The following is a 26,061-nucleotide window of genomic DNA, read 5'->3' on the forward strand; positions in this document are numbered from 1 at the left end:
GACGGCACGGGCGCAGGTATAGTAAAGCTAATGGGCAAGCTGAAGTGACGGGAAGGAGTGGTATTGATGTTTGGCTATCGCAGTAATGTGCCAAAAGTGCGTCTGACAACGGACCGGCTGGTCGTTCGTCTGGTGCATGAGCGTGATGCCTGGCGTCTGGCGGATTATTACGCCGAGAATCGCCAGTTTTTGAAACCCTGGGAACCCGTTCGGGATGAGAGCCATTGTTACCCCTCCGGCTGGCAGGCGCGCCTCAGCATGATTGCGGAATTTCATAAGCAGGGTAGCGCGTTTTATTTTGCGTTGCTGGATCCAGAAGAGAAAGAAATTATCGGGATCGCCAATTTCTCGAATGTGGTGCGCGGGTCGTTTCACGCCTGTTACCTTGGCTACTCCATCGGTCAGAAATGGCAGGGGCAGGGGCTGATGTACGAGGCCTTAACGGCGGCAATCCGCTATATGCAACGTACGCAACACATTCATCGCATTATGGCGAACTATATGCCGCATAATCAGCGCAGCGGAAATTTACTGGCGCGCTTAGGGTTCGAGAAAGAAGGTTACGCCAAAGACTATTTGTTGATAGACGGCGAGTGGCGTGACCACGTGCTGACGGCGTTAACCACCCGTGACTGGACTGCAGGTCGTTAAGGAGAAAAGATGAAGTATCAGCTAAACGGTACAGAAGCGCGCGTGATTGGGTGCTTACTCGAAAAACAGGTCACCACGCCGGAACAGTATCCGCTTTCTGTTAACGCCGTGACCATGGCCTGTAACCAAAAAACGAACCGTGAGCCGGTGATGAACCTCAGCGAGCATGACGTTCAGGACGTGCTGGATGCGCTGGTAAAACGCCACTATCTGCGCACCGTCAGCGGCTTCGGTAACCGCGTGACCAAATACGAACAGCGTTTCTGTAACTCCGAATTTGGCGACCTGAAGCTGAGCAGCGCCGAAGTGGCGGTCGTTACTACGCTGCTGTTGCGCGGGGCGCAGACGCCGGGGGAGCTGCGCACGCGTGCTTCCCGTATGCATGAGTTTAGCGACATGCAGGAAGTTGAGCAGACGCTGGAGGGGCTGGCCGCACGTGAAGATGGCCCGTACGTTGTCCGTCTGGCCCGCGAGCCGGGTAAACGTGAAAGCCGCTATATGCATCTCTTCTGCGGTGACGTTGATATTTCAGTTAAGTCTCCTGTAACCGATATAACAACTGGCGATGACGATTTGGTTGCCCGTGTGGAGGCTCTGGAAGGTGAGGTTGCCGGGTTGAAACAACGTCTGGATGCATTACTGGCACATTTGGGAGACTGACGGTGAAAAAATTACGCATTGGCGTCGTGGGGCTGGGCGGAATAGCGCAAAAAGCCTGGCTACCGGTTTTAGGGGCTGCGACCGACTGGACGCTGCAAGGCGCATGGTCTCCTGGCCGTGAAAAAGCAGAGCGTATCTGCGCAACCTGGCGCATTCCGTATGCCGCCTCGCTGCAGGATCTGGCCCGCGAGTGTGACGCCGTCTTTGTGCATACCTCCACGGCCACCCACTATCAGGTGGTCAGCGAGCTGCTCAATGCGGGCGTCCACGTCTGCGTGGATAAACCGCTGGCGGAAAACGTACAGGACGCCGAACGCCTGATTGATCTGGCGGCGCGTAAAAACCTGACCCTGATGGTGGGGTTTAACCGCCGCTTTGCGCCGCTTTACCAGCAGCTGAAAGCGCAGTCCGGCAATATGGCTTCGCTGCGTATGGATAAGCATCGTACCGACAGCGTAGGGCCGAACGATCTGCGTTTTACCCTTCTTGATGATTATCTTCACGTGGTGGATACCGCGCTGTGGCTGAGCAACGGTAATGCACAGCTGAAAAGCGGCACCCTGGTCACTAACGAACGAGGGGAGATGGTGTACGCGGAACACCATTTTGCCGTTGAGCATCTTCAGATTACCACCAGTATGCACCGTCGCGCGGGCAGCCAGCGTGAGTTCGTTCAGGCCGTCACCGACGGTGCGCTGTATGACATTACCGATATGCGCGAGTGGCGCGAAGAGAAGGGCAATGGCGTTGTTACGCCTCCTGCACCCGGGTGGCAAAGTACGCTTGAGCAGCGTGGTTTCGCAGGATGTGCCCGTCACTTCATCACCTGTGTGCAAAATCAGACGGTTCCTGAAACGTCCGGCGAGCAGGCCATTCTGGCGCAGCGCATTGTGGAAAGACTCTGGCGCGATGCCATGAGTGAATAATTCGCTGTAACATCTGCCGATAGTAATTCGATGAAATCCGGTTAGACTAAGCGCCGCTTGTTGGCTTTGCCGGGTGGCGCTTACGCTAACCCGGCCTACAAATCCGTATGGTTCTGGAAATTCACGTTAATGAACTTATTAAAATCGCTGGCGGCAGTCAGCTCGATGACCATGTTTTCTCGCGTGCTGGGCTTTGCACGTGACGCGATTGTGGCAAGGGTTTTTGGTGCAGGAATGGCGACGGACGCCTTTTTCGTCGCGTTCAAATTGCCAAATCTGTTGCGTCGTATTTTTGCGGAAGGGGCATTTTCGCAGGCATTTGTGCCTATTCTCGCGGAATATAAAAGCAAGCAGGGCGAGGATGCGACCCGCGTTTTTGTCTCTTACGTCTCTGGGCTACTGACCCTGGCGCTGGCCGTGGTGACCATTATCGGGATGCTGGCCGCGCCGTGGGTGATTCTGGTGACCGCCCCCGGTTTTGCCGATACGGCTGATAAATTTGCACTGACCTCGCAGCTGCTGCGCATTACCTTCCCCTATATTCTGCTGATCTCGCTGGCCTCGCTGGTGGGGGCAATACTGAACACCTGGAACCGTTTCTCCGTTCCGGCGTTTGCGCCGACGTTCCTTAACGTCAGCATGATCGGTTTTGCCCTGTTCGCCGCGCCGTATTTCAACCCACCGGTACTGGCGCTGGCCTGGGCGGTAACCGTGGGCGGCGTGCTGCAGCTGGCGTATCAGCTGCCGCACCTGAAGAAAATCGGTATGCTGGTGCTGCCGCGCATTAATCTCAAAGATGCCGGCGCGATGCGCGTGATTAAGCAGATGGGGCCCGCCATTCTTGGCGTCTCCGTCAGCCAGATCTCGCTTATCATCAACACCATCTTTGCCTCTTTCCTCGTGTCGGGCTCTGTGTCGTGGATGTACTACGCGGACCGTCTGATGGAGTTTCCATCCGGTGTGCTGGGCGTGGCGCTGGGGACCATCCTGCTGCCGTCGCTGTCAAAAAGCTTTGCCAGCGGCAACCATGATGAATACTGCCGCCTGATGGACTGGGGGTTACGTCTCTGCTTCCTGCTGGCATTGCCAAGTGCGGTGGCGCTGGGGATTCTGGCCAAGCCGCTGACGGTGTCCCTGTTCCAGTACGGTAAATTCACTGCCTTTGACGCCGCGATGACCCAGCGGGCGCTGATTGCCTACTCCGTCGGCTTGATGGGGCTGATTGTCGTCAAGGTGCTGGCTCCGGGGTTCTACTCGCGTCAGGACATTAAAACGCCGGTGAAAATTGCCATTGTGACGCTGATTATGACGCAGCTGATGAACCTGGCGTTTATCGGCCCGCTGAAGCATGCCGGTCTGTCGCTGTCTATTGGTCTGGCGGCCTGTCTGAATGCCGGGCTGTTGTACTGGCAACTGCGCAAGCAGGATATCTTTACGCCGCAGCCGGGCTGGGCGAGCTTCCTTGTGCGGTTGATTATTGCAGTACTGGTGATGTCTGCGGCATTACTCGGGATGATGCATGTTATGCCAGAGTGGTCCCAGGGCACGATGCCTTATCGTCTGATGCGGCTGATGGCCGTGGTGGGCGTCGGGGTGGTAGCTTACTTTGCCACGCTCGCCGTACTGGGCTTCAAAGTGAAAGAGTTTGCCCGCCGTACGGCATAAACGCCAAAAGGGGAGTTCACCTTAGGGTGCTCCCCACTGCATGATTTGCCGCATATGCGTCAAATCGAAATCTTTTTCACACCCGCAATGCGCGCCGTCGCTGTCTGACCATCCGCACCGTACAGTCCGGTTTCTTTATGCGGCTTCAACACCTCAAGCGCCTGCTGATTACGCTCTATCTGGCCTTCAAGCAGCCAGCCGTTATGCTGGTTGAGGTCGCGCAGGTGCTGGGTTTTTTCCGTTATGGTCTGCCAGCGCTCAACAATATCGTCATTGGCGCTGCGCTTAGGATCCTGCTCAGCGCGTCGTTGCTGCTCCAGATAATCCAGCGTCGCCAGAAGCGAACTCTTATCCTCAGTAATCCGCTGCAACGCACTGCCGTTGATGTTACCGGAAGAGAGGTGCTGCTGTTCAGCGTCCATTACCGTTTTCAGGTCGTTCAGGACAACCGTCATGTGATCCAGTATTTCTGACAGTCGACTCATACGGTTAGTTACTCTGTAAGAAACTCTGTGCTTCCTGAATCAGGGCGTCAGCGATTTTGCTGGTGTCCATTTTCAGCTCGCCGTTACGAATTGCGGTTTTCAGCGCTTCCACACGTTCCATATTGATATCGTTGCTGCCGGGCTGCATCAGTTTTGCCTGGGCATCGCTCAGCGTCACGCTGGTGCTGTTAGACGTTGACGGTTTTTCCAGACGCGTTTTCTGAGGGGCAGCGTCATTCGTTTCGCGAGGCTGTACAGCGCTTACCGGCTTCAGGGCTGATGTACGATCAATGCTCATAGTGTTGTCCTCATCGAGGGTTCGCGGCGTTTGCGCCTGACATCATCATTAGTTGAATATTTATCGGCACGCGCCGCGAAATCTTTAAAAAGATTATAGGTTAATCAGAATATTCCCATCAGAATCGACGGTTCCGCTCACCACCTGGCCTGAGGACATTCTGACGCGGGCGTTTTGCGCGACCGCGGCATTGTTTAACGCTTTCCCTTCACTGTTGATGCTAAAGCCGTCTCCGTTGGCCACAACCATCACCTGCTGTCCCGCTTTGACACGCCATGCCTGGCGCAGCATTGAAAGCTGAATCGGCTGGCCTGGCGCAACATCGCGCAGGCTGACGGCATCCTGTGCCTGGTTCATTTCCAGCATTGTCCGTGGCGGGAGCTGATCCAGGCGCCCGCGCTTCAACGTCACGCTGTTTGCCTGCAGCAGGCTGCCACGCGCAATAGGCACGGCGGCAACAACATAATTGCCCGTCGCCTGAACGGCAACCTGTAAATAGCGTTTTTCGTTGGCGCAGCGAGCCAGCACGTTCACATTGCCCCACAGCTTCGTGGTTCCCGTGACGCTGAATGACGGTTGCTCACAGGTGGGGTACAGATTCGGGGGCGTACGTACGGTAACGGTAACGTCATCGCTAAAGCCTGCCAGCTTTTCAGCAAAGAAAGCCGTTAACTGATCCTGTAAACCTTCAGCCTGCACCAGAGGGCTAAACAGCAAGAAAGCCGCCACCAGACCACGTTTTAACGTTTGCATCGCAAGTTCCACCGTTTCCAGAGTTGACTGAATTCTACCTGCAGTGGTTTTGCATCAACGGAATAAATAGCGACGCATTTTGCGCTTATTCCGTCGATAGGGGGGACCGGGTGAGATTTAAGCTGTGAACTGAAATTTTGCCATCAGCGGAGGAGACATGCTCGATAAACTCGACGCCGCGTTACGTTTTCAGCAGGAAGCGCTCAATTTACGCGCCCAGCGGCAGGAGATTTTAGCCGCCAACATCGCTAACGCCGATACGCCCGGGTATCAGGCGCGCGATATTGATTTTTCCAGTGAACTCAAAAAGGTGATGGAGCGTGGACGTGCCGAAGGAACGGGTGTTGCACTTGCCATGACATCCTCTCGCCATATTCCTGCTCAGGCGATGACCGCGCCAGCGACCGATTTACTTTATCGCATCCCCGACCAGCCATCACTCGACGGTAACACCGTGGATATGGACCGGGAGCGTACGCAGTTCGCCGATAACAGCCTGAAATACCAGACGGGCCTGACCCTACTCGGCGGACAAATCAAAGGCATGATGAACGTCCTGCAGGGGGGCAACTGATAAATGGCCTTGCTGAACATTTTTGATATCGCCGGTTCGGCGTTAACCGCTCAGTCCAAACGTCTGAACGTGGCGGCCAGTAACCTGGCGAACGCCGACAGCGTGACCGGACCTGACGGACAGCCTTACCGTGCCAAACAGGTCGTCTTTCAGGTCGATGCGGCGCCCGGTGCGGCCACGGGCGGCGTGAAGGTGTCTGACGTGGTAGAGAGCCAGGCGCCGGACAAGCTGGTGTATGAGCCCGGTAACCCGCTTGCGGACGCTAACGGATACGTGAAGATGCCAAACGTGGATGTGGTAGGTGAGATGGTGAACTCCATGTCGGCCTCTCGTAGCTACCAGGCGAACGTCGAAGTGCTTAATACCGTGAAGAGCATGATGCTCAAAACACTCACTCTCGGCCAGTAAAGGAGACACACATGTCCATCGCCGTCAATGTGAATGATCCCACGAACACGGGTGTTAATAACACCCAAAGTTCGACAAGCTCCAGCTCCCTGACGGGAAGTAACGCCTCCGATTTGCAGAGCAGCTTTCTGACGCTGCTGGTGGCTCAGCTGAAGAACCAGGATCCCACGAACCCAATGCAGAACAACGAACTGACGACGCAGCTTGCGCAGATCAGTACCGTGAGCGGCATTGAGAAACTTAACACGACCCTGGGTTCCGTCTCCGGCCAGATTAACAGCAGCCAGTCTCTGCAGGCGGCCAGCCTGATTGGTCACGGGGTAATGATCCCGGGCACCACTATTCTTGCCGGCACCAGCACCACAGACGGTACCTCGACCACCACGACGACCCCGTTTGGCGTTGAATTGCAGCAGGCCGCTGACAAAGTGACTGCGACGATCACCGACTCGACCGGCGCGGTGGTTCGCACCATCGACATTGGTGAGCTGAAGGCGGGCGTTCATACCTTTACCTGGGATGGCAGCCTGGCGGACGGCACCAAAGCACCAAATGGCTCCTACAAAGTCGCGATTAGCGCCAGCAACGGGACAACCCAGCTGGTGGCGCAGCCGCTGCAGTTCGCGCTGGTTCAGGGCGTGATTAGAGGGGGCGACGGCAACAAACTGGATTTGGGTACCTCAGGTACCACCACACTCGACGAAGTTCGGCAGATTATCTAAGCCTTAACACTTATCAGGAGTAAGTCATGGCCTTTTCTCAAGCGGTCAGCGGCCTGAATGCTGCGGCCACCAACCTGGATGTCATTGGCAACAACATCGCCAACTCCGCGACCTATGGTTTTAAATCCGGTTCTGCTTCCTTTGCAGACATGTTTGCCGGTTCCAAAGTGGGTCTGGGCGTCAAAGTTGCGGGCATCACTCAGGACTTTACTGACGGCACCACCACCAATACCGGGCGCGGCCTGGACGTTGCCATCAGCCAGAACGGTTTCTTCCGTATGGTCGATGCAAACGGCTCGGTGTTCTACAGCCGTAACGGTCAGTTTAAGCTGGACGAGAACCGTAACCTGGTGAACATGCAGGGGATGCAATTAACCGGTTATCCGGTTGCCGGCACGCCATCAACGGTTCAGACCGGTGCGAATCCACAGGCGATTAATATCCCGACCACGCTGATGGCCGCGAAGTCCACCACCACGGCTTCCCAGCAGATTAACCTCAATTCCACCGACACCGCACCGACCACCGCCTTTGATCCGGCTAACCCGGATACTTACAACAAAAAAGGCACGGTAACCGTCTTTGATAGCCAGGGTAATGCGCACAACATGAACCTGTTTTACGTCAAAGATGCGACTCCGGCCAACTCCTGGAAAGTGTATGCCCAGGACGGTAGCGTGACCGGCAGCACGGCGGCACTGGCCACCACGCTGACCTTCGATAATAACGGGACGCTGACCGGTGGTGGAAACGTCACCCTGATGACAGAGATCATCCCGGGTGCGACCCGTGCGACCTTCGCCATGAGTTTTGCTAACTCTATGCAGCAGAACACCGGCGCAAACAATATCGTGGCGACCAGCCAGAACGGCTTCAAGCCGGGCGATCTGGTGAGCTATCAGATCAACGATGACGGTACCGTGGTGGGGAACTATTCCAACGAACAGACTCAGGTGCTGGGTCAGATCGTGCTGGCAAACTTCGCCAACAACGAAGGCCTGAAGTCTGAAGGCGATAACGTCTGGTCGGCTACCCAGTCCTCCGGCGTGGCGCTGCTGGGTACGGCGGGAAGCGGTAACTTCGGTACGCTGACCAACGGTGCGCTGGAAGCCTCAAACGTCGATCTGAGTAAAGAGCTGGTGAACATGATTGTCGCGCAACGTAACTATCAGTCGAACGCGCAGACCATCAAGACCCAGGATCAGATCCTCAACACGCTGGTTAACCTGCGTTAAGCGGCTAACAGGAAAGCGCAATGGATCACGCAATATATACCGCGATGGGCGCGGCAAGTCAGACGCTCAATCAGCAGGCCGTTACTGCCAGCAACCTGGCAAACGCCTCGACGCCGGGCTTTCGCGCGCAGCTGAATGCGTTGCGCGCGGTGCCGGTAGAAGGTCTTTCCCTGCCGACCCGTACGCTGGTCGCCGCCTCTACCCCTGGCGCAGATATGACGCCAGGGCAGATGGATTACACCTCACGCCCGCTGGACGTTGCGCTGCAGCAGGACGGCTGGCTGGCGGTGCAGACCGCTGATGGCAGCGAAGGCTATACCCGTAACGGGAATATCCAGGTTAGTGCAACCGGCCAGTTGACGATTCAGGGTCATCCGGTGATGGGGGAAGCGGGTCCGCTGACGGTGCCTGAAGGCTCTGAGTTGACCATCGCGGCTGACGGTACCATCTCCGCGTTGAACCCGGGCGATCCGGCCAATACCGTTGCCCCTGTCGGACGACTGAAACTGGTAAAAGCGGAAGGCAAAGAGGTGCAGCGTGGTGACGACGGGATGTTCCGTCTGACCCAGGCTGCTCAGGCTACCCGTGGTGCTACGTTACAGGCCGATCCGAGCATCCGCGTGATGTCCGGCGTTCTGGAAGGCAGTAACGTCAAGCCGGTAGCCGCCATGAGCGACATGATCGCCAGCGCCCGTCGTTTCGAAATGCAGATGAAAATTATCAGCAGCGTGGATGAAAACGCGGGCAAGGCTAACCAACTTCTGTCTATGAGTTAACAGGACTCTTTATGATCAGTTCTTTATGGATCGCGAAAACTGGCCTGGACGCGCAGCAAACCAACATGGATGTGATTGCCAACAACCTGGCAAACGTCAGCACCAATGGTTTCAAGCGTCAGCGCGCCGTTTTCGAAGATTTGCTTTATCAAACCATCCGTCAGCCGGGCGCGCAGTCTTCTGAACAGACGACGTTGCCGTCAGGTCTGCAGATCGGTACCGGTGTTCGCCCGGTGGCCACCGAGCGTCTGCACAGCCAGGGCAACCTGTCTCAGACCAACAACAGTAAAGACGTGGCAATCAAAGGTCAGGGCTTCTTCCAGGTGCAGTTGCCTGACGGTACTTCTGCCTATACCCGTGACGGCTCGTTCCAGGTCGATCAGAACGGCCAGCTGGTGACGGCGGGCGGTTTCCAGGTTCAACCTGCGATCACCATTCCGGCGAACGCCCTGAGCATTACTATCGGCCGCGACGGTGTGGTCAGCGTGACCCAGCAGGGCCAGGCTGCGCCGGTCCAGGTTGGACAGCTCAACCTGACCACCTTCATGAACGATACCGGTCTGGAAAGCATTGGTGAGAACCTCTACACCGAAACGCAATCCTCCGGTACGCCAAATGAAAGCACGCCTGGCCTGAACGGTGCGGGTTTGCTGTATCAGGGGTATGTAGAAACCTCCAACGTGAACGTGGCGGAAGAGCTGGTGAATATGATCCAGGTTCAGCGCGCGTATGAAATTAACAGTAAAGCAGTCTCGACGACCGATCAGATGCTGCAAAAACTGACGCAACTCTAAGGTGTTGCCCGGTGCGGTAAACGCCGCACCGGCTCCCTGTTTTCGAAGATGAAGGCAATGCAAAAAAACGCGGCGTTTCGTTATCCGATACTGACTGTCCTGGCCGTCACCCTCAGCGGGTGTGCCTGGATCCCGTCTAAACCATTAGTCCAGGGTGCGACGACTGCCCAACCCGTTCCTGGCCCTGCGCCAGTGGTAAACGGCTCTATTTTCCAGACCGCGCAGCCGATTAATTACGGTTATCAGCCGCTGTTTGAAGATCGCCGCCCGCGTAACGTCGGCGATACATTGACCATTGTTCTGCAGGAAAACGTCAGCGCGAGCAAGAGTTCGTCGGCGAATGCCAGCCGCGATGGCAAAACCAATTTTGGCTTTGACACCGTACCGCGTTATCTGCAAGGACTCTTCGGCAATGCGCGAGCGGACGTTGAGGCTTCCGGCGGCAATACCTTTAACGGTAAAGGTGGCGCGAACGCCAGCAATACCTTTAGCGGCACGCTGACGGTCACGGTTGACCAGGTGCTGGTTAACGGCAACTTACACGTTGTGGGTGAAAAACAGATCGCCATTAACCAGGGCACTGAATTCATTCGCTTCTCGGGCGTGGTGAATCCACGCACCATCAGCGGCACCAACACCGTTCCGTCCACTCAGGTGGCGGATGCGCGCATTGAGTACGTCGGTAACGGCTACATTAATGAAGCGCAAAATATGGGTTGGCTGCAGCGCTTCTTCCTTAATTTATCGCCGATGTAAGCGAGGTGACCCATGTTTAAATCGATCTTCGCCGTGGCGCTGGTTCTGGTGGCTACCTTTGCCCAGGCTGACCGTATTCGCGATCTCACCAGCGTTCAGGGCGTACGCGAGAACTCGCTGATTGGCTATGGCCTGGTGGTGGGGCTGGACGGTACGGGTGACCAGACAACCCAGACGCCATTCACGACGCAGAGCCTGAACAACATGCTTTCCCAGCTCGGTATTACCGTTCCGGCGGGAACCAACATGCAGCTGAAAAACGTGGCTGCGGTCATGGTCACGGCCTCTTACCCGGCGTTTGCACGCCAGGGGCAGACCATTGATGTGGTGGTCTCCTCTATGGGGAACGCCAAAAGCCTGCGCGGCGGTACGCTGCTGATGACGCCGCTGAAAGGCGTCGACAGCCAGGTCTATGCCCTGGCGCAGGGTAACATTCTGGTCGGCGGTGCGGGGGCCTCTGCTGGCGGTAGCAGCGTGCAGGTGAACCAGCTGAACGGCGGACGCATTACCAACGGCGCGATCATTGAGCGTGAACTGCCGACCCAGTTCGGCGCCGGGAATACCATCAACCTGCAGCTGAACAACGAAGATTTCACCATGGCGCAGCAGATCGCCGACACCATCAACCGCAGCCGCGGCTATGGCAGTGCGACGGCGCTGGATGCCCGTACCGTGCAGATCCGTACCTCCACGGGCAGCAGCAACCAGGTGCGCATGCTGGCCGATATCCAGAATATGGAAGTGAACGTCCCTGTTCAGGATGCCAAAGTGATCATCAACTCCCGTACGGGCTCCGTGGTGATGAACCGGGAAGTCTCGCTGGATAGCTGCGCCGTGGCGCAGGGTAACCTCTCCGTGACGGTTAACCGTTCTGCCAACGTCAGCCAGCCGGATACCCCATTTGGTGGCGGCCAGACGGTGGTGACGCCACAAACGCAGATTGATTTACGTCAGAGCGGTGGTTCTCTGCAGAGCGTACGCTCCAGCGCCAACCTGAACAGCGTCGTGCGTGCGCTGAATGCGCTGGGTGCCACGCCGATGGATCTGATGTCCATTCTGCAGTCCATGCAAAGTGCAGGCTGTCTGCGCGCCAAACTGGAAATCATCTGATGCTGACCGATAGCAAACTGTTGACCAGTGCCGCCTGGGATGCCCAGTCGCTCAACGAACTGAAAACCAAAGCAGGTAAAGACCCGGCGGCGAATATCCGCCCGGTCGCCCGCCAGGTGGAAGGGATGTTTGTACAGATGATGCTGAAAAGCATGCGTGAAACCCTGCCGAAAGACGGGATGTTCAGCAGCGATTCAACGCGTCTTTACACCAGCATGTATGACCAGCAGATTGCGCAGCAGATGACCGCCGGTAAAGGCCTCGGTCTGGCTGACATGATAGTCAAACAGACCGAAGCCGCGCAGGGGATCCAGCCGAAAGATGAGCCGCAGCAGGTACCGATGAAGTTTGACCTGCAAACGGTGACCAGCTATCAGAACCAGGCCCTGACGCAAATGGTGCGTAAAGCGATACCGAAGGCGACGGTGAGCAGCGACGAGCCGCTCTCCGGTGACAGCAAAGACTTTCTGGCGCAGCTTTCGCTGCCGGCCCGCCTTGCCAGTGAGCAGAGCGGTGTGCCACACCATCTGATTCTGGCTCAGGCCGCGCTGGAATCCGGGTGGGGCCAGCGCCAGATCCGTAAGGAAAACGGCGACCCGAGCTTTAACATCTTCGGCGTGAAGGCCACCTCCAGCTGGAAGGGACCGACAACGGAGATCACCACCACCGAATACGAGAACGGTGCGGCGGTGAAGGTGAAAGCGAAATTCCGTGTTTACAGCTCCTATCTGGAAGCATTGTCCGACTATGTCGGTCTGCTGAGCCGAAATCCACGTTATACGGCCGTTACGCAGGCGGCGACGGCGGAGCAGGGCGCTCAGGCCCTGCAAAACGCAGGCTACGCGACCGACCCGAACTACGCTCGTAAGCTTACCAGCATGATCCAGCAGCTGAAATCCATGGGCGAGAAGGTCAGTAAAGCCTATAGCACAGATATTGAAAATCTGTTCTGAAAGTTCTCAAGTCCCGGTGGAGGTTGCCGATAACCTTCATCAGGACTCGTGTCTGAACGTATAAAAGGAACCCCCATGTCCAGTTTGATTAACAGCGCCATGAGTGGCCTCAGTGCCGCGCAGTCGGCACTCAATACCGTCAGTAATAATATTTCAAGCTATAACGTGGCAGGTTACACCCGCCAGACCACGGTACTGGGTGCCTCTAACAGCACGCTGACCGGCGGTGGCTGGGTGGGTAACGGGGTGTATGTCTCCGGTGTCCAGCGTGAGTATGACGCTTTCATCACCAACCAGCTGCGCGCCGCGCAGACCCAGAGCAGCGGCCTGACGACGCGCTATCAGCAGATGTCAAAAATTGACGATGTGCTCTCCGATACCACGAACTCGCTTTCCACCACCCTGCAGGATTTCTTCAAGAGTCTGCAAACGCTGGTGAGCAACGCCGAAGACCCGGCTGCACGTCAAACGGTGCTGGGTAAAGCGGACGGTCTGGTGAATCAGTTCAAAACGAACGATCAGTATCTCCGTGACCAGGATTCACAGGTTAATACGGCGATTTCTACCAGCGTCGATCAGATCAATAACTATGCGAAGCAGATTGCCAATCTGAACGATCAGATTTCCCGTCTCACCGGTGTTGGCGCGGGTGCATCGCCTAACGAACTGCTCGATCAGCGCGATCAGCTGGTGAGTGAACTGAATAAGATTGTCGGTGTTGACGTCACCATACAGGACAGTGGCACCTACAACATCTCTATCGCCAACGGCTACAGCCTGGTACAGGGCAGCAACGCAAGCCAGCTGGCGGCGGTGAAATCCAGCGCGGATCCTGCGCGTACAACCATTGCTTATGTGGATGCCGTAGCGGGTAGCGTGGAGATCAAGGAAAAACAGATCACCACGGGGTCGCTTGGGGGGCTGTTAACGTTTCGTTCTCAGGATCTGGATCAGGCGCGAAATACGCTTAACCAGATGGCGCTGGCGTTTGCTGATGCCATGAATACCCAGCATCAGGCTGGCTTTGATGCAAACGGGGACCCAGGCGGTAAACTGTTCGACTTTGGATCTCCGGCGGTGCTGAGTAATGGCAAAAATACCGGAAGTGCGTCTGTTACGGCCACGATGACGGACAGTACTAAGGTCCAGGCGACAAACTATAAAGTTGAGTACAACGGTACTGACTGGACAATCACGCGTCTTTCAGACAACACCAGCTTCACGGCCCAGCCTGATACCAGTGGTAATCTGTCGTTTGATGGTCTCAACGTCAATATTAGTGGCTCAGCCAATACTAAAGACAGTTTCATCGTCAAACCGGTGAATGACGTTATCATCAATATGGACGTTACGATCAGCGACGAGTCCAAACTGGCGATGGCTTCAGCGAATGGAAGCGGAGCAAGCGACAATACCAATGGCCAAAAGCTCCTGGATTTGCAGAGCGCCAGGCTGGTGGGTGGGAATAAAACCTTTAACGATGCTTATGCCTCACTGGTCAGTACGGTGGGTAGCACCACGGCGTCGCTGAAAACCAGCAGTGAAACCAAAGTTAACGTGGTGACGCAGCTTACCAAACAACAGCAGTCAATCTCCGGGGTTAACCTGGATGAAGAGTATGGCAACCTCCAGCGCTATCAGCAGTACTATCTGGCGAATGCGCAGGTGCTTCAAACGGCGAGTACGCTGTTTGATGCATTGATCAATATCCGCTAAGGCTGAGGCATAAAAAATGCGTATTAGTACTCAAATGATGTATGAGCAAAGCATGCGCGGCGTGACGAACTCCCAAAGCCTCTGGCTAAGCTACGGCGAGCAGATGTCTACGGGTAAGCGCGTCAACCGTCCTTCTGACGACCCGATTGCCGCCTCGCAGGCCGTTGTGCTCTCTCAGGCTCAAACACAAAACAGCCAGTATGCGCTGGCGCGCTCCTTCGCTACGACAAAAGTTTCGCTGGAAGAGAACGTGTTATCGCAAGTGACAACCGCTATCCAGGCTGCTCAGGAAAAGATTGTCAATGCGGGCAACGGCACGTTAAGTGATGATGACCGCGCTTCGCTGGCAACGAACCTGCAAGGTATTCGCGATCAGCTAATGAACCTGGCTAACAGCACGGACGGTAACGGTCGCTATATCTTTTCAGGATACAAAACCGAAGCGGCGGCTTTTGACCAGACTACCGGTGACTATAAGGGCGGCGGGACGCCAATCAGCCAGCAGGTTGACTCCGCGCGCACGATGCAAATAAGCCATACGGGCGCAGAAGTTTTCGACAGCTTCACCAGCAATGCGAAACCAGAGCCGGCGGGGAGTACGCAGGAAACGAATTTGTTCAAGATCCTCGACACCGCTATCGGGGCGCTGAATACGCCGATTGGTGATGACGAAACGAAAGCCGAGGCGTTTACTGCGGCTATTGATAAAGCCAACCGTGGCCTGAGCAACTCTCTCAACAACGTTCTGACCGTGCGCGCCGATCTCGGCATTAAGCTGGATGAGCTAGGGAAGCTGGATTCTCTGGGTGAAGACCGTGCTCTGGGCCAGACCCAACAGATGAGTGACCTGGTTGACGTGGACTGGAACTCGGTAATTTCATCCTACACCATGCAGCAGGCGGCCTTGCAGGCCTCGTATAAAGCGTTTAGCGATATGCAGGGCATGTCTCTGTTCCAGCTGAACAAATAACATCTTGACCTCTTAGAACATGTCTTGAAACTGGCATGTTTTGCTGCCCAATCCGTCTGGATTGGGCATTTTTTTTATGCCATTTCCGCCGGCGCTGAGGCGAGGCGGGCGCTTTCAACCAGACGGATTGCCAGCGCAATGATGCCGCATACCGTTGCCAGAGCGACCACGCCCGTCCAGCCCGCCAGCGTATAAATATTGCTGCCTAATGCGGAGCCCAATGCCATGCCGATAAAGATCACGGTAAAGAGCAGGGCGTTAAGACGACCGCGCGCCTGCGGTTCAAGGCTATAGACCAGATTCTGGTGTGCAACCAGGCTGGACTGCAGACCCAGATCGAACCCGACGGCAGAGAGGGCAATCAGAACCAGCTGTCCGTGCACCCCCAGCGCGGGCATCAGGAACATCAGGGCAAACGAGATGGTCACGAGGATAGCACCGAGCTGCGTGACTTTCCCGGCACCCAATTTGTCTGCCAGACCACCCGCCAGCGGCGCGGCTAACGCACCGGCCGCACCGGCGATACCAAAACCACCCGCGACTGCACTCCCGAGGTGATAGCGTTCCAGCAGCATGACCGCCAGCGTAGACCAGAAGGCACTAAAGGCAATCGACAGAAAACCCTGAGCCAGCGCCGCACGGCGCAGAGCGGGGTAACGACGCCACAAATGTGCCATTGAGTGCATAAGCGCGGGATAGCTCAGTGTGGAGTGAATGGCAAAACGAGGAAGTACCGCCCACATCACCACGCCGATAAATGCAATGCTTGCCGCAGCCAGCTGATACATCACGCGCCAGCCGAACGCTTCGCCCACGACACCGCTGACGGTTCGGGAGAGCAAAATCCCCAGCAGCAGACCGGTCATCACCGTACCCACGGTTTTCCCCTGTTTACCTTCCGGCGCAAGAATAGCCGCTGCCGGGACAATATCCTGCGCCATGGTGGCGGCCATGCCGATGAGCAGACTCGTCAGCAGCAGGGAGTGGATCTGTCCGGTCAGACTACAGCCCAGAAGAAACAGCGCCAGCGCAGCACTTTTTATCAGTATTAACGTCCTGCGGTCGTGGCGGTCGCCGAGCGGTAACAGGAACAGGATCCCTAAGGCATAACCGGCCTGGGTGAGCGTCGGGACCATGCCCATTCCTTCGATACTCAGGTGAAGGTCTACGCCCATCAGGGGCAGCAGAGGCTGGGCATAATAGATAGATGCCACGCTAAAGCCAGCCCCGAGTGCCAGCATTAAAATGACCCAGCGGCTTACGGCATGGGCGGCAGTGGTTGTGTTCATAAGACATTCCTCATTCATGGTGTACGGCTATTTTTTACCAGGACGCCTTGCGACGGTAGCGGGCCCGGTGGTAAAACGCTTATACGTTGAACGTATAAGTGGAAAGATAATGAAAAGAGTTGAGCGTATAGACAGGGTGGAGTTAATGCGAACGTTTGTCCGTATTGTTGAGGCTGGTTCACTCTCTGCTGCGGCACGCCAGCTGGCAACAACCCAGGCCACGGTGAGTCGACGGCTGCAATCGCTTGAGACGATGCTGGGCGTACGCCTGATGTTGCGCACCACCCATACGACACGGCTGACGGATGACGGTGAACGCTGCTATCAGCACGCTCGTCGGGTGATTGACAGCTGGCTGGCACTGGAAGATGAGGTGGGGCAGACGGAAGATGAACCGGTAGGTGTGCTGAGGGTGCGGGCACCGCACGCGTTTGGTCAGGATCAACTCCTGCAACCGTTAACCGAGTTTTTGCAGCGTTATCCGCAGCTTTCCATTGAATGGTTGCTCAACGATCGGTCGGCTGATTTTCTCGGTGACAACCTTGATTGTGCTATTCGGGTGGGGGCAGAAGTCGATCCGGCGACCGTATCCGTGCTGCTGGCGGAAGTGCCGCGCTCGGTGGTGGCATCTCCGGCATTACTGGCCCGTTTCCCGGCGGTTAACACGCCTGAGGATTTGCAACCGTTTCCGTGGATTGCCATTAACTCTTTCTACCAGCGTCATGTAGAGCTTTTTCATGATGCGTCGTCAGCCACCGCGCGAATTGACATTACTCCGCGCCTCAGCACCGACAGCCTGTATGTTGCACGTAAAACGGCACTCACCGGGCTGGGTGTGGCGGTAGTGTCAAGCTGGACGGTACATGACGATATTCGGGAAGGGCGGCTGGTGCATGTGCTGCCAGAGTGGCAACCGGCGGCATTACCGGTGCATCTGGTTTATCCCTGGTCTCGTTATTATCCTGCGCGTTTGCGGCGTTTTCTGGAGTTGATGCGGCAGGTCATGCCGGAGGTAACGGGAATGAGAAAGCCCGTGCAGCAGCCATAAAAAAGCCGACCCGAAGGTCGGCTTTCAGCGCCAGCGTCCGTTATTCAACAGACTGCGGACGGGTGGCTGGTGCAGTAGCCTTGTGCGTAGCACTGTGACCACCGGCTGCACCTTTACCTTCGAAGTTGAATTCCGGGCGAACCCAGTCGCTGTGACGCGGTGCTTCAGGCACATAATCCGGTGCCGGAGCACGTGTCATCGGCGCTGTTGCAACGTGAACTGGCGCAGGCGCGGCGACAATCTTAACCGGCTCTGGCTCCACTTCAGGCGCTTTCACGTCTTCGACAACCGGTTCAACCTGAATCTCAACGTCCTGAACAACGTCTTCAGCGGTGGTTTCGACGATGGCTTCAGCGGTCTCTTCCACTGCGGCTACAGGTTCAGCCTCTTCAGCGACGTCCTTAGCGACCACGACATCTTCTTCAGCAATCAGCTGTGGAGCGGCTTCAACCGGCGCGGCAATCACTTCAGGGTGCGTGGTTTCGACTTCTACAGCCTGAGGTTCTGCTGTTTCAACAGCCTGAGGCTCAACCACGGTTGCGGCTTCAGTCACGACCTCTTCAACCGCGGCGACAGGTGCAATCACCTCTTCGGTCACAGCCTGTTCTTCAACAGCCTGCTCCGGGCGAGCAACCGGGTAACGGATCCAGACTTTGCCGGATGCCATTTCAGGTGACGCGCACGCGACGGTCAACGGCATTGGAGACTGAGTCGGGTAACGCTCGTCACGGTAACGACGACGACGCTGGCCGCTGACGCGCAGATGACGCGGAGAACGACGTGAACGGCGCGGCATGCCTGCGTTGTCACGGTTTTCCCCATTCTCATCCTGCTCAACGTGATTTTCCACAACGGCTGGCAGATCAACTTTTGCAATCTGCGTACCCGTTGCGGCTTCCGGTACTTCAGCCACTACAGCTGCGGTTTCTTCTGCCTGAGGAGCACCAATGCGCACTTTCTGCGTCAGCTGGCGCTGCTTACGACGTGGCATAACCTGAGTACGTTCTTCCTGCTCGCTGTCCTGCTGCTCTACAGGCTCTTCGCGGTTCAGATTTTTGACTTCCTGCTGCGCCTGACGTTTCTCGTCGTTACGACGACGGCTACGTTCGCGACGTGGCTGCTGGTCGTCACGCTGTTTGCCTTTCTCAGACTCATCGCCCGCCTGCTGGCGAATTTCACGATCTTCAACGTTCTGCTGTTGTTTCTCGCGACGGTTGCGACGGTTGTCTTCGCGTTGCTCACGGCCTTCGCTGTTGTCTGAACGGTTGTCACGACGGTCGTTACGATCGTTACGGTCGTTGCGGTCATTACGATCGCGGCGGTTGTTCTGACGTTTACGACGATCCTGCTGACGCTCAGGTTTAGCCGCTTTTGGTTCTTCTTTCGGCTGCTCTGGCTGGACTTCTTCACCCGCAAACATCTTTTTCAGCGCGCCGAAGAAGCGGCTCAGCAGACCCGGTTGCGCCGGCTGGGCTTTCGGTGCAGCGGCTTCTGGTTTCTGCACGACAGGTTTAGTGACCGGTTTTTCCAGGGCCGCTTCTGGCGGTGCTTCTGGCATGATGAAAGTGGCTAACGCAGGCTGCTCTGGCAGTTTGCGCTCGGCGGGTTCCTCATCGGAAGGCAGCGCCATCTCTTCTTCATGCAGCTTCGGCAGCAGGTAGCTGAGAGTGGTCGTCTCTTCGCCCTTACGCACGCGCAGCACGTGATAGTGTGGGGTCTGCATCTGGTCGTTTGGCACGATGATACAGCGAACGCCGCCCTGACGTGCTTCGATAGCACTTACCGCTGCACGTTTTTCGTTCAGCAGGTAAGAGGCAACGGGCACCGGCACAATGGCGTGAACCTCTTTGGTGTTCTCTTTCAGCGCTTCTTCTTCAATCAGACGCAGAATGGAGAGGGACAGAGATTCGTTATCACGCACGGTACCGGTGCCGGAGCAGCGCGGACAAACGTGATGGCTGGACTCGCCGAGAGACGGGCTCAGACGCTGACGAGACATCTCCAGCAGGCCAAAGCGTGAGATATGGCTAATCTGGATACGCGCCCTGTCCTGACGCACCGCTTCGCGCAGACGGTTTTCAACCGCACGCTGGTGGCGTACAGGGGTCATGTCGATGAAGTCGATAACAATCAGACCACCCAGATCGCGCAGGCGGAGCTGGCGGGCGATTTCATCAGCGGCTTCGAGGTTAGTGTTGTAGGCGGTCTCTTCGATGTCACCGCCGCGTGTAGCACGCGCGGAGTTGATGTCGATAGCGGTCAGCGCTTCAGTGGTATCGATAACGATAGAACCGCCGGAAGGCAGACGCACTTCACGCTGGAAGGCTGACTCAATCTGGGATTCAATCTGATAGTGGCTGAACAGCGGGATTTCACCGGTGTACAGTTTGATTTTGCTGGTGAAATCCGGACGACCCAGTGCGGCGATGTGCTGGCGAGCCAGTTCAAGCACTTTTGGGTTGTCGATCAGGATTTCACCGATGTCCTGACGCAGGTAGTCACGGAAGGCACGCACGATAACGTTGCTTTCCTGGTGGATCAGGAACGGAGCAGGGCGGCTTTCTGCAGCTTTCTGGATAGCTTCCCAGTGCTTCAGGCGGAAGCTTAAGTCCCACTGCAGCGCTTCGGCAGATTTGCCCACGCCTGCGGTACGCACGATAAGCCCCATGCCATCCGGCAGCTCAAGGCTTGCCAGCGCTTCTTTCAGCTCGGTACGGTCATCACCTTCGATACGGCGAGAGATGCCACCCGCACGCGGGTTGTTTGGCATCAGCACCAGATAGCTCCCTGCCAGGCTAATAAAGGTAGTCAGTGCGGCACCTTTGTTGCCACGCTCTTCTTTATCAATCTGGACGATAACTTCCTGACCTTCACGCAGAACATCTTTGATGTTTGGGCGGCCATGGGCGTTGTAGTTGGCAGGGAAATATTCGCGGGCGATTTCTTTCAGAGGGAGGAAACCATGACGCTCAGCACCGTAATCAACAAATGCAGCTTCAAGGCTGGGTTCAATGCGGGTGATTTTACCTTTGTAAATGTTCGCTTTTTTCTGTTCGTGTCCAGGACTTTCGATATCCAGATCGTACAGGCGCTGCCCATCCACAAGGGCGACACGCAACTCTTCTTGCTGAGTTGCGTTGATTAACATTCTTTTCATCGTAACTTACTCGTTATTCTTACATTGACGACAAAGCTGCGGGCAAGGTGACGCTTTCCGGGGTATGAACCGATGGCCTCGTGTCTGTTCACGTCGCCAACCTCACGGTTGTCGCTCGCTTAAGAGGCGCAGAGTGTCGGTTGCCTGTATTTCATACGGAAACACAGCGCAATTATCAGGGGAATTGCCTGGGTAGAACTCTCCAGAGAACAATCCTTATACCGGGAAGTACTGCAACCCGCAGCCCGCTAACTGCCTGAAAGATCAATACGTCTTACGCCATTGCTGCGTGGATGATCGGTCAGGCAAAATTGGTCATTCCGTCAACATCCTTACGTAACCAGGATTTAACACGGAAAACGGCTTCATTATTCCACTGCTCGCCGGGTTATAGCAAGATGACTTTTACCAATTATCACCCGGTTACTCACAGTTTCTTCACTTCAAAACGGTGATTGGTTTAATAACCACCAAATCGATTGCGTGAAACGGGGTGCAGGCCGGACAAAAGTAAATATAAGCATAGAAAAATGAGTGGCGCTAATGGCTGACGATATTTAGAATCGCCAACCATGAAAACAGAGACTCCAGCCGTAAAAATGGTTGCTATCGCGGATGATGACGCGGGGCAACGTATCGACAACTTTTTGCGTACCCAACTGAAAGGGGTGCCAAAGAGCATGATTTACCGCATCCTGCGTAAGGGCGAGGTGCGGGTTAACAAAAAACGCGTGAAGCCCGAGTACAAACTCGAGGCGGGTGATGAAGTGCGCATTCCGCCGGTGCGCGTTGCCGAGCGTGAAGAAGAGACCGTTTCACCTAAATTACAGAAAGTGGCGGCTCTGAGTGATGTGATCCTGTATGAAGACGACCACATTCTGGTGCTGAACAAGCCGTCAGGGACCGCAGTCCACGGCGGTAGCGGCCTGAGCTTCGGCGTGATTGAAGGGTTACGCGCTCTGCGTCCGGAAGCCCGTTTCCTCGAGCTGGTTCACCGTCTTGACCGCGATACCTCCGGCGTGCTGCTGGTGGCGAAAAAGCGTTCCGCGCTGCGTTCCCTGCATGAGCAACTGCGTGAGAAAGGCATGCAGAAGGATTATCTCGCGCTGGTGCGCGGTCAGTGGCAGTCCCATGTGAAAGTGGTGCAGGCGCCGTTGCTGAAGAACATTCTGCAAAGCGGTGAGCGCATCGTCCGCGTAAACCAGGAAGGGAAACCGTCTGAGACGCGCTTTAAAGTTGAAGAGCGCTATGAGTTTGCCACGCTGGTACGCTGCAGCCCGGTGACGGGGCGTACCCATCAGATTCGCGTGCATACCCAGTTTGCGGGCCATCCGATTGCGTTTGATGACCGCTATGGCGATCGCGAATTTGATAAGCAGCTGGCGGGAACCGGCTTGTCTCGTCTGTTCCTGCATGCGGCTGCGCTGAAGTTTACCCATCCGAATACCGGGGAAGTCATTCGTATTGAAGCGCCGCTGGATGAGCAGTTGAAACGCTGCCTGAAGGTTTTGCGCGGCTGATTATGTGCCGGGTGGCGCTGCGCTTACCCGGCCTACGAAACCTGTAGGCCCATGCAAGCGAAGCGCCGCTGGGCAAACGTCACAGGGTCAGCGGATTACACGCTTCTCTGCGCAACATCTGGCACAGTGCAATCAGCGGTAATCCCACCAGCGTATTCGGATCGCGACCGTCCAGCTTGTCGAATAGCGCAATCCCCAATCCTTCACTTTTAAAACTTCCCGCACAGTTCAGCGGACGCTCCCGGCGTACATAATCCATGATCTCCTGCTCGCTGAGATGGCGGAAGTGCACGTCAAAAGGCTCACACTCCGTTTGCAGATGACCAGAGGCGGAGTTATAGAGCGCCAGACCCGTATAAAAGGTCACAATGTTGCCACGCGCCTGCATAAGCTGTTTGAACGCGTTCTCTTCAGTGTGCGGTTTACCTGTTATTTCTCCGTCCAGCACACAAACCTGATCGGAGCCTATAATCAAGTGTGAAGGATAGCGCGCTGCGAGCGACTGCGCCTTCTCCTTAGCGAGACGGCTCACCAGATGTCGTGGTGATTCACCTGGCTGTGGCGTTTCATCAACATCCGGTGCGGCGCATTCAAACGGGATCCCTAGCTTTTCCAGCAACATTCGGCGGTAAGGAGAAGTGGAGGCAAGGACGAGATTTGGCATATTTTTATCACCAGATATAGCGTATCGATGCCAGCCATTTTAAACTACAGGCCGCAATGTGTGCGAATAATTGGCAAAAGGCAGCTCTGGTTGCCTTTTTCTTTGACTCTATGACGTTACAAAGTTAATATGCGCGCCCTATGCAAAAGGTAAAATTACCCCTGACTCTTGATCCGGTTCGTACGGCTCAAAAACGCCTCGATTACGAAGGTATTTATACTTCCGATCAGGCTGAGCGTATTGCCGAATCCGTAGTCAGTGTGGACAGTGATGTAGAATGCTCCATGTCGTTCGCTATCGACAACCAGCGTCTCGCCGTTTTAACCGGTGATGCAAAGGTGACGGTAACCCTCGAGTGTCAGCGTTGCGGGAAACCGTTTGTACAGCATGTTCACACAACGTATTGTTTTAGTCCGGTTCGTTCTGACGAACAGGCTGAAGCACTCCCGGAAGCGTATGAGCCGATTGAGGTAAACGAATTCGGTGAAATCGATCTTCTGGCTCTGGTTGAAGATGAAATCATCCTCACCTTGCCAGTGGTTCCGGTGCATGATTCTGAACACTGTGAAGTGTCCGAGGCGGACATGGTCTTTGGGGAATTGCCTGATGAAGCGCAAAAACCAAACCCATTTGCCGTATTAGCCAGCTTAAAGCGTAAGTAATTGAGGAGTAAGGTCCATGGCCGTACAACAGAATAAACCAACCCGTTCCAAACGTGGCATGCGTCGTTCCCATGACGCGCTGACTGCAGTTACCAGCCTGTCTGTAGACAAGACTTCTGGTGAGAAACACCTGCGTCACCACATCACCGCTGACGGTTTCTACCGCGGCCGCAAGGTTATCACTAAGTAATCACGCGTCAGCGTGATTAGGCTTAGTGAGGATTTCCCCGTGCAAACGGGGAAGTTACCGAACCAGGCTGCGACGATACCTTGACACGTCTAACCCTGGCGTTAGATGTCATGGGGGGAGATTTTGGCCCTTCCGTGACAGTGCCTGCAGCATTGCAGGCACTGAATTCTAATTCGCAACTCACACTTCTTTTAGTCGGCAATCCCGACACAATCACGCCATTACTTGCAAAAGCTGACTTTGAACAACGTTCACGTCTGCAGATTATTCCTGCGCAGTCAGTTATTGCCAGTGATGCCCGGCCTTCGCAGGCGATTCGCAACAGCCGTGGGAGCTCAATGCGGATCGCGCTGGAGCTGGTGAAAGAAGGGCGAGCGCAGGCTTGCGTCAGTGCGGGAAATACCGGCGCGCTGATGGGGCTGTCGAAATTATTGCTCAAGCCGATTGAGGGTATTGAGCGCCCGGCGCTGGTGACGGTATTACCGCATCAACAAAAGGGCAAAACGGTGGTGCTGGATCTCGGTGCTAACGTGGATTGTGATAGTACCATGCTGGCTCAGTTCGCCGTGATGGGATCGGTGCTGGCAGAAGACGTGGTCGGGATTAAGAATCCCCGCGTGGCGTTATTAAATATTGGTGAAGAAGAGACCAAAGGCCTGGACAGCATTCGCGAAGCTGCTGAAATGCTCAAACAGGTTCCCTCCATCAACTATATTGGTTATCTCGAAGCCAATGAGTTGCTGACGGGGAAAACGGACGTTCTGGTGTGCGATGGCTTCACCGGGAACGTCACGTTGAAGACCATGGAAGGGGTCGTTCGCATGTTCCTTTCTCTGCTGAAATCTCAGGGAGAGGGCAAAAAAAGTGCCTGGTGGCTGATTTTATTGAAGCGTTGGTTACAAAAAAGCCTGACGCGGCGATTCAGTCACCTCAACCCCGACCAGTATAATGGCGCCTGTCTGTTAGGATTGCGCGGCATTGTGATTAAGAGTCACGGAGCCGCCAATCAGCGAGCATTTTCTGTCGCCATTGAACAGGCAGTGCAGGCGGTGCAGCGACAAGTCCCTCAGCGGATTGCCGCTCGCCTGGAATCTGTATTAGCTAAAAGTGACTGAGCGTACATGTATACGAAGATTTTAGGTACCGGCAGCTACCTGCCAAAACAAGTGCGTACCAACGCCGATCTGGAAAAAATGGTAGATACGTCTGACGAGTGGATTGTCACGCGCACAGGTATCCGTGAACGTCGTATCGCCGCGCCAGACGAAACCGTGTCCACCATGGGTTACGAAGCCGCACAGCGTGCTATCGAAATGGCGGGCATTGATAAAGAACAGATTGGCTTGATCGTGGTCGCTACGACGTCTGCCACGCATGCTTTCCCTAGCGCAGCGTGCCAGGTGCAAAACATGCTCGGTATTAAAGGCTGCCCGGCATTTGACGTTGCCGCCGCGTGTGCAGGCTTTACCTATGCGCTGAGCATTGCCGACCAGTATGTTAAATCGGGTTCCGTCAAATATGCGCTGGTGATCGGTGCTGACGTACTGGCGCGTACCTGCGATCCAACCGATCGCGGGACGATCATTATTTTTGGTGATGGTGCAGGCGCGGTGCTGCTGGGGCAGTCCGAAGAGCCGGGTATCATCTCTACGCATTTGCATGCCGATGGTCGCTACGGTGAACTGTTAACGCTGCCTAACGCCGATCGCGTTAATCCGGATAACGCTATTTACCTGACCATGGCGGGTAATGAGGTGTTCAAGGTGGCGGTGACTGAGCTTGCGCACATTGTCGATGAGACGCTGGAAGCGAACAACCTTGAACGTACCGCACTCGACTGGCTGGTACCGCATCAGGCGAACCTGCGTATCATCAGCGCGACAGCTAAAAAGCTGGGCATGTCGATGGATAACGTTGTGGTGACGCTGGACCGTCACGGCAACACCTCTGCGGCGTCAGTACCGTGCGCATTTGATGAAGCGGTACGCGACGGACGAATCAAACGGGGCCAGTTGGTCTTGCTTGAAGCCTTCGGTGGCGGGTTCACCTGGGGTTCTGCGCTGGTTCGTTTCTAGGATA

At 55.7% G+C, this 26,061-nt stretch carries 27 protein-coding genes; 21 read left to right on the plus strand and 6 right to left on the minus strand.

Annotation, left to right across the window (positions count from 1 at the left end; genetic code table 11):
* The first annotated feature begins 66 nt into the window (after positions 1-66).
* From rimJ to murJ, 4 genes are all read left to right on the plus strand, one after another.
* Positions 67-651, plus strand: coding sequence for a ribosomal protein S5-alanine N-acetyltransferase (rimJ, locus tag L383_RS19605; RefSeq protein ID WP_014883355.1), 585 nt, complete (start codon positions 67-69; stop codon positions 649-651).
* Between the two features lie 9 nt (positions 652-660).
* Positions 661-1,311 carry a YceH family protein gene (locus L383_RS19600; protein WP_014883356.1) on the plus strand — a complete coding sequence of 217 codons (651 nt, stop codon included), beginning with the start codon at positions 661-663 and terminating at the stop codon, positions 1,309-1,311.
* Between the two features lie 2 nt (positions 1,312-1,313).
* Positions 1,314-2,237 (plus strand): Gfo/Idh/MocA family protein, encoded by a 924-nt coding sequence (locus L383_RS19595; protein WP_023332686.1) that lies wholly within the window; start codon positions 1,314-1,316, stop codon positions 2,235-2,237.
* Positions 2,238-2,366: 129 nt separating this feature from the next.
* Positions 2,367-3,902, plus strand: a complete 1,536-nt coding sequence (gene murJ, locus L383_RS19590) for a murein biosynthesis integral membrane protein MurJ (protein ID WP_023332687.1) — start codon at positions 2,367-2,369, stop codon at positions 3,900-3,902.
* Between the two features lie 59 nt (positions 3,903-3,961).
* On the opposite strand, the gene flgN is transcribed toward murJ, so the two are convergent.
* The 3 genes from flgN to flgA all read right to left on the minus strand — a co-directional run bounded on the left by flgN (position 3,962) and on the right by flgA (position 5,438).
* The gene (flgN, locus tag L383_RS19585; RefSeq protein WP_014883359.1) at positions 3,962-4,387 is read right to left on the minus strand and encodes a flagella biosynthesis chaperone FlgN; all 426 of its coding nucleotides are present in this window, start codon (positions 4,385-4,387) and stop codon (positions 3,962-3,964) included.
* Positions 4,388-4,391: 4 nt separating this feature from the next.
* Positions 4,392-4,685, minus strand: a complete 294-nt coding sequence (gene flgM / locus L383_RS19580; RefSeq protein WP_023332688.1) for a flagellar biosynthesis anti-sigma factor FlgM — start codon at positions 4,683-4,685, stop codon at positions 4,392-4,394.
* Between the two features lie 93 nt (positions 4,686-4,778).
* Positions 4,779-5,438, minus strand: a complete 660-nt coding sequence (gene flgA, locus L383_RS19575) for a flagellar basal body P-ring formation chaperone FlgA (protein WP_014883361.1) — start codon at positions 5,436-5,438, stop codon at positions 4,779-4,781.
* 157 nt (positions 5,439-5,595) lie between these two features.
* Between flgA and flgB the strand changes: the two genes are divergently transcribed.
* The 11 genes from flgB to flgL all read left to right on the plus strand — a co-directional run bounded on the left by flgB (position 5,596) and on the right by flgL (position 15,452).
* Positions 5,596-6,012 carry a flagellar basal body rod protein FlgB gene (gene flgB, locus L383_RS19570; RefSeq protein ID WP_014883362.1) on the plus strand — a complete coding sequence of 139 codons (417 nt, stop codon included), beginning with the start codon at positions 5,596-5,598 and terminating at the stop codon, positions 6,010-6,012.
* 3 nt (positions 6,013-6,015) lie between these two features.
* Complete coding sequence (flgC, locus tag L383_RS19565) at positions 6,016-6,420, plus strand: flagellar basal body rod protein FlgC (RefSeq protein WP_013097138.1); 405 nt, start codon at positions 6,016-6,018, stop codon at positions 6,418-6,420.
* 11 nt (positions 6,421-6,431) lie between these two features.
* Positions 6,432-7,142 carry a flagellar hook assembly protein FlgD gene (gene flgD / locus L383_RS19560; protein ID WP_014883363.1) on the plus strand — a complete coding sequence of 237 codons (711 nt, stop codon included), beginning with the start codon at positions 6,432-6,434 and terminating at the stop codon, positions 7,140-7,142.
* 26 nt (positions 7,143-7,168) lie between these two features.
* A complete protein-coding gene (flgE, locus tag L383_RS19555; RefSeq protein WP_023332689.1) occupies positions 7,169-8,377 on the plus strand; it encodes a flagellar hook protein FlgE in 1,209 nt (402 codons plus the stop codon).
* 20 nt (positions 8,378-8,397) lie between these two features.
* Complete coding sequence (locus tag L383_RS19550; protein ID WP_014883365.1) at positions 8,398-9,153, plus strand: flagellar basal body rod protein FlgF; 756 nt, start codon at positions 8,398-8,400, stop codon at positions 9,151-9,153.
* Positions 9,154-9,164: 11 nt separating this feature from the next.
* The gene (gene flgG, locus L383_RS19545; RefSeq protein ID WP_008500810.1) at positions 9,165-9,947 is read left to right on the plus strand and encodes a flagellar basal-body rod protein FlgG; all 783 of its coding nucleotides are present in this window, start codon (positions 9,165-9,167) and stop codon (positions 9,945-9,947) included.
* 57 nt (positions 9,948-10,004) lie between these two features.
* Complete coding sequence (gene flgH, locus L383_RS19540) at positions 10,005-10,703, plus strand: flagellar basal body L-ring protein FlgH (protein ID WP_003857987.1); 699 nt, start codon at positions 10,005-10,007, stop codon at positions 10,701-10,703.
* A 12-nt stretch (positions 10,704-10,715) separates the two neighbouring features.
* Positions 10,716-11,813: a flagellar basal body P-ring protein FlgI gene (locus L383_RS19535; protein ID WP_014883366.1), complete on the plus strand. Its 1,098-nt coding sequence runs from the start codon at positions 10,716-10,718 to the stop codon at positions 11,811-11,813.
* Positions 11,813-12,766 carry a flagellar assembly peptidoglycan hydrolase FlgJ gene (gene flgJ / locus L383_RS19530; protein WP_023332690.1) on the plus strand — a complete coding sequence of 318 codons (954 nt, stop codon included), beginning with the start codon at positions 11,813-11,815 and terminating at the stop codon, positions 12,764-12,766. Before L383_RS19535 ends, flgJ begins: the two co-directional genes overlap by 1 nt.
* 75 nt (positions 12,767-12,841) lie before the next feature.
* Positions 12,842-14,482: a flagellar hook-associated protein FlgK gene (gene flgK / locus L383_RS19525; protein WP_014883368.1), complete on the plus strand. Its 1,641-nt coding sequence runs from the start codon at positions 12,842-12,844 to the stop codon at positions 14,480-14,482.
* A gap of 16 nt (positions 14,483-14,498) precedes the next feature.
* On the plus strand, positions 14,499-15,452 hold the full coding sequence (flgL, locus tag L383_RS19520; protein ID WP_014883369.1) for a flagellar hook-associated protein FlgL: 954 nt from the start codon (positions 14,499-14,501) through the stop codon (positions 15,450-15,452).
* A 74-nt stretch (positions 15,453-15,526) separates the two neighbouring features.
* Here the strand turns inward: flgL and L383_RS19515 are convergent, their stop codons facing one another.
* The gene (locus tag L383_RS19515) at positions 15,527-16,741 is read right to left on the minus strand and encodes an MFS transporter (protein ID WP_023332691.1); all 1,215 of its coding nucleotides are present in this window, start codon (positions 16,739-16,741) and stop codon (positions 15,527-15,529) included.
* 16 nt (positions 16,742-16,757) lie between these two features.
* On the opposite strand from L383_RS19515, the gene L383_RS19510 reads away from it, so the two are divergent.
* Positions 16,758-17,789 (plus strand): LysR family transcriptional regulator, encoded by a 1,032-nt coding sequence (locus tag L383_RS19510; protein WP_078310215.1) that lies wholly within the window; start codon positions 16,758-16,760, stop codon positions 17,787-17,789.
* Positions 17,790-17,829: 40 nt separating this feature from the next.
* Here the strand turns inward: L383_RS19510 and rne are convergent, their stop codons facing one another.
* Complete coding sequence (gene rne / locus L383_RS19505) at positions 17,830-20,946, minus strand: ribonuclease E (protein ID WP_023332692.1); 3,117 nt, start codon at positions 20,944-20,946, stop codon at positions 17,830-17,832.
* 572 nt (positions 20,947-21,518) lie between these two features.
* Here rne and rluC point away from each other — a divergent pair.
* Positions 21,519-22,466 (plus strand): 23S rRNA pseudouridine(955/2504/2580) synthase RluC, encoded by a 948-nt coding sequence (gene rluC / locus L383_RS19500; RefSeq protein ID WP_014883373.1) that lies wholly within the window; start codon positions 21,519-21,521, stop codon positions 22,464-22,466.
* 79 nt (positions 22,467-22,545) lie between these two features.
* Here rluC and L383_RS19495 read toward each other — a convergent pair whose 3' ends face one another.
* Entirely contained in the window at positions 22,546-23,130 is a 585-nt protein-coding gene (locus L383_RS19495) for a Maf family protein (RefSeq protein ID WP_023332694.1), read from the minus strand.
* Positions 23,131-23,270: 140 nt separating this feature from the next.
* On the opposite strand from L383_RS19495, the gene yceD reads away from it, so the two are divergent.
* From yceD to L383_RS19480, 4 genes are all read left to right on the plus strand, one after another.
* Positions 23,271-23,792 carry a 23S rRNA accumulation protein YceD gene (gene yceD, locus L383_RS19490; protein WP_014883375.1) on the plus strand — a complete coding sequence of 174 codons (522 nt, stop codon included), beginning with the start codon at positions 23,271-23,273 and terminating at the stop codon, positions 23,790-23,792.
* A gap of 16 nt (positions 23,793-23,808) precedes the next feature.
* Positions 23,809-23,982, plus strand: a complete 174-nt coding sequence (gene rpmF, locus L383_RS19485; protein ID WP_003857964.1) for a 50S ribosomal protein L32 — start codon at positions 23,809-23,811, stop codon at positions 23,980-23,982.
* Positions 23,983-24,062: 80 nt separating this feature from the next.
* Positions 24,063-25,097: a phosphate acyltransferase PlsX gene (gene plsX, locus L383_RS0123725; RefSeq protein ID WP_014883376.1), complete on the plus strand. Its 1,035-nt coding sequence runs from the start codon at positions 24,063-24,065 to the stop codon at positions 25,095-25,097.
* Positions 25,098-25,103: 6 nt separating this feature from the next.
* Positions 25,104-26,057 carry a beta-ketoacyl-ACP synthase III gene (locus tag L383_RS19480; RefSeq protein ID WP_023332696.1) on the plus strand — a complete coding sequence of 318 codons (954 nt, stop codon included), beginning with the start codon at positions 25,104-25,106 and terminating at the stop codon, positions 26,055-26,057.
* Positions 26,058-26,061 lie beyond the last annotated feature (4 nt).

The organism is Enterobacter sp. MGH 37 (assembly GCF_000534515.1).
Taxonomy (GTDB): domain Bacteria; phylum Pseudomonadota; class Gammaproteobacteria; order Enterobacterales; family Enterobacteriaceae; genus Enterobacter; species Enterobacter kobei.

Coding starts and splice junctions, on each gene's coding strand:
- rne (WP_023332692.1), bottom strand. CDS start 20,946: ATGAAAAGAATGTTAATCAACGCAACTCAGCAAGAAGAGTTGCGTGTC.
- yceD (WP_014883375.1), top strand. CDS start 23,271: ATGCAAAAGGTAAAATTACCCCTGACTCTTGATCCGGTTCGTACGGCT.
- L383_RS19515 (WP_023332691.1), bottom strand. CDS start 16,741: ATGAACACAACCACTGCCGCCCATGCCGTAAGCCGCTGGGTCATTTTA.
- flgM (WP_023332688.1), bottom strand. CDS start 4,685: ATGAGCATTGATCGTACATCAGCCCTGAAGCCGGTAAGCGCTGTACAG.
- flgJ (WP_023332690.1), top strand. CDS start 11,813: ATGCTGACCGATAGCAAACTGTTGACCAGTGCCGCCTGGGATGCCCAG.
- L383_RS19550 (WP_014883365.1), top strand. CDS start 8,398: ATGGATCACGCAATATATACCGCGATGGGCGCGGCAAGTCAGACGCTC.
- flgC (WP_013097138.1), top strand. CDS start 6,016: ATGGCCTTGCTGAACATTTTTGATATCGCCGGTTCGGCGTTAACCGCT.
- L383_RS19600 (WP_014883356.1), top strand. CDS start 661: ATGAAGTATCAGCTAAACGGTACAGAAGCGCGCGTGATTGGGTGCTTA.
- flgE (WP_023332689.1), top strand. CDS start 7,169: ATGGCCTTTTCTCAAGCGGTCAGCGGCCTGAATGCTGCGGCCACCAAC.
- flgK (WP_014883368.1), top strand. CDS start 12,842: ATGTCCAGTTTGATTAACAGCGCCATGAGTGGCCTCAGTGCCGCGCAG.
- L383_RS19480 (WP_023332696.1), top strand. CDS start 25,104: ATGTATACGAAGATTTTAGGTACCGGCAGCTACCTGCCAAAACAAGTG.
- L383_RS19535 (WP_014883366.1), top strand. CDS start 10,716: ATGTTTAAATCGATCTTCGCCGTGGCGCTGGTTCTGGTGGCTACCTTT.
- murJ (WP_023332687.1), top strand. CDS start 2,367: ATGAACTTATTAAAATCGCTGGCGGCAGTCAGCTCGATGACCATGTTT.
- flgA (WP_014883361.1), bottom strand. CDS start 5,438: ATGCAAACGTTAAAACGTGGTCTGGTGGCGGCTTTCTTGCTGTTTAGC.
- flgH (WP_003857987.1), top strand. CDS start 10,005: ATGCAAAAAAACGCGGCGTTTCGTTATCCGATACTGACTGTCCTGGCC.
- flgN (WP_014883359.1), bottom strand. CDS start 4,387: ATGAGTCGACTGTCAGAAATACTGGATCACATGACGGTTGTCCTGAAC.
- rpmF (WP_003857964.1), top strand. CDS start 23,809: ATGGCCGTACAACAGAATAAACCAACCCGTTCCAAACGTGGCATGCGT.
- flgL (WP_014883369.1), top strand. CDS start 14,499: ATGCGTATTAGTACTCAAATGATGTATGAGCAAAGCATGCGCGGCGTG.
- L383_RS19510 (WP_078310215.1), top strand. CDS start 16,758: ATGGTGTACGGCTATTTTTTACCAGGACGCCTTGCGACGGTAGCGGGC.
- rimJ (WP_014883355.1), top strand. CDS start 67: ATGTTTGGCTATCGCAGTAATGTGCCAAAAGTGCGTCTGACAACGGAC.
- flgB (WP_014883362.1), top strand. CDS start 5,596: ATGCTCGATAAACTCGACGCCGCGTTACGTTTTCAGCAGGAAGCGCTC.
- rluC (WP_014883373.1), top strand. CDS start 21,519: ATGAAAACAGAGACTCCAGCCGTAAAAATGGTTGCTATCGCGGATGAT.
- flgG (WP_008500810.1), top strand. CDS start 9,165: ATGATCAGTTCTTTATGGATCGCGAAAACTGGCCTGGACGCGCAGCAA.
- flgD (WP_014883363.1), top strand. CDS start 6,432: ATGTCCATCGCCGTCAATGTGAATGATCCCACGAACACGGGTGTTAAT.
- L383_RS19495 (WP_023332694.1), bottom strand. CDS start 23,130: ATGCCAAATCTCGTCCTTGCCTCCACTTCTCCTTACCGCCGAATGTTG.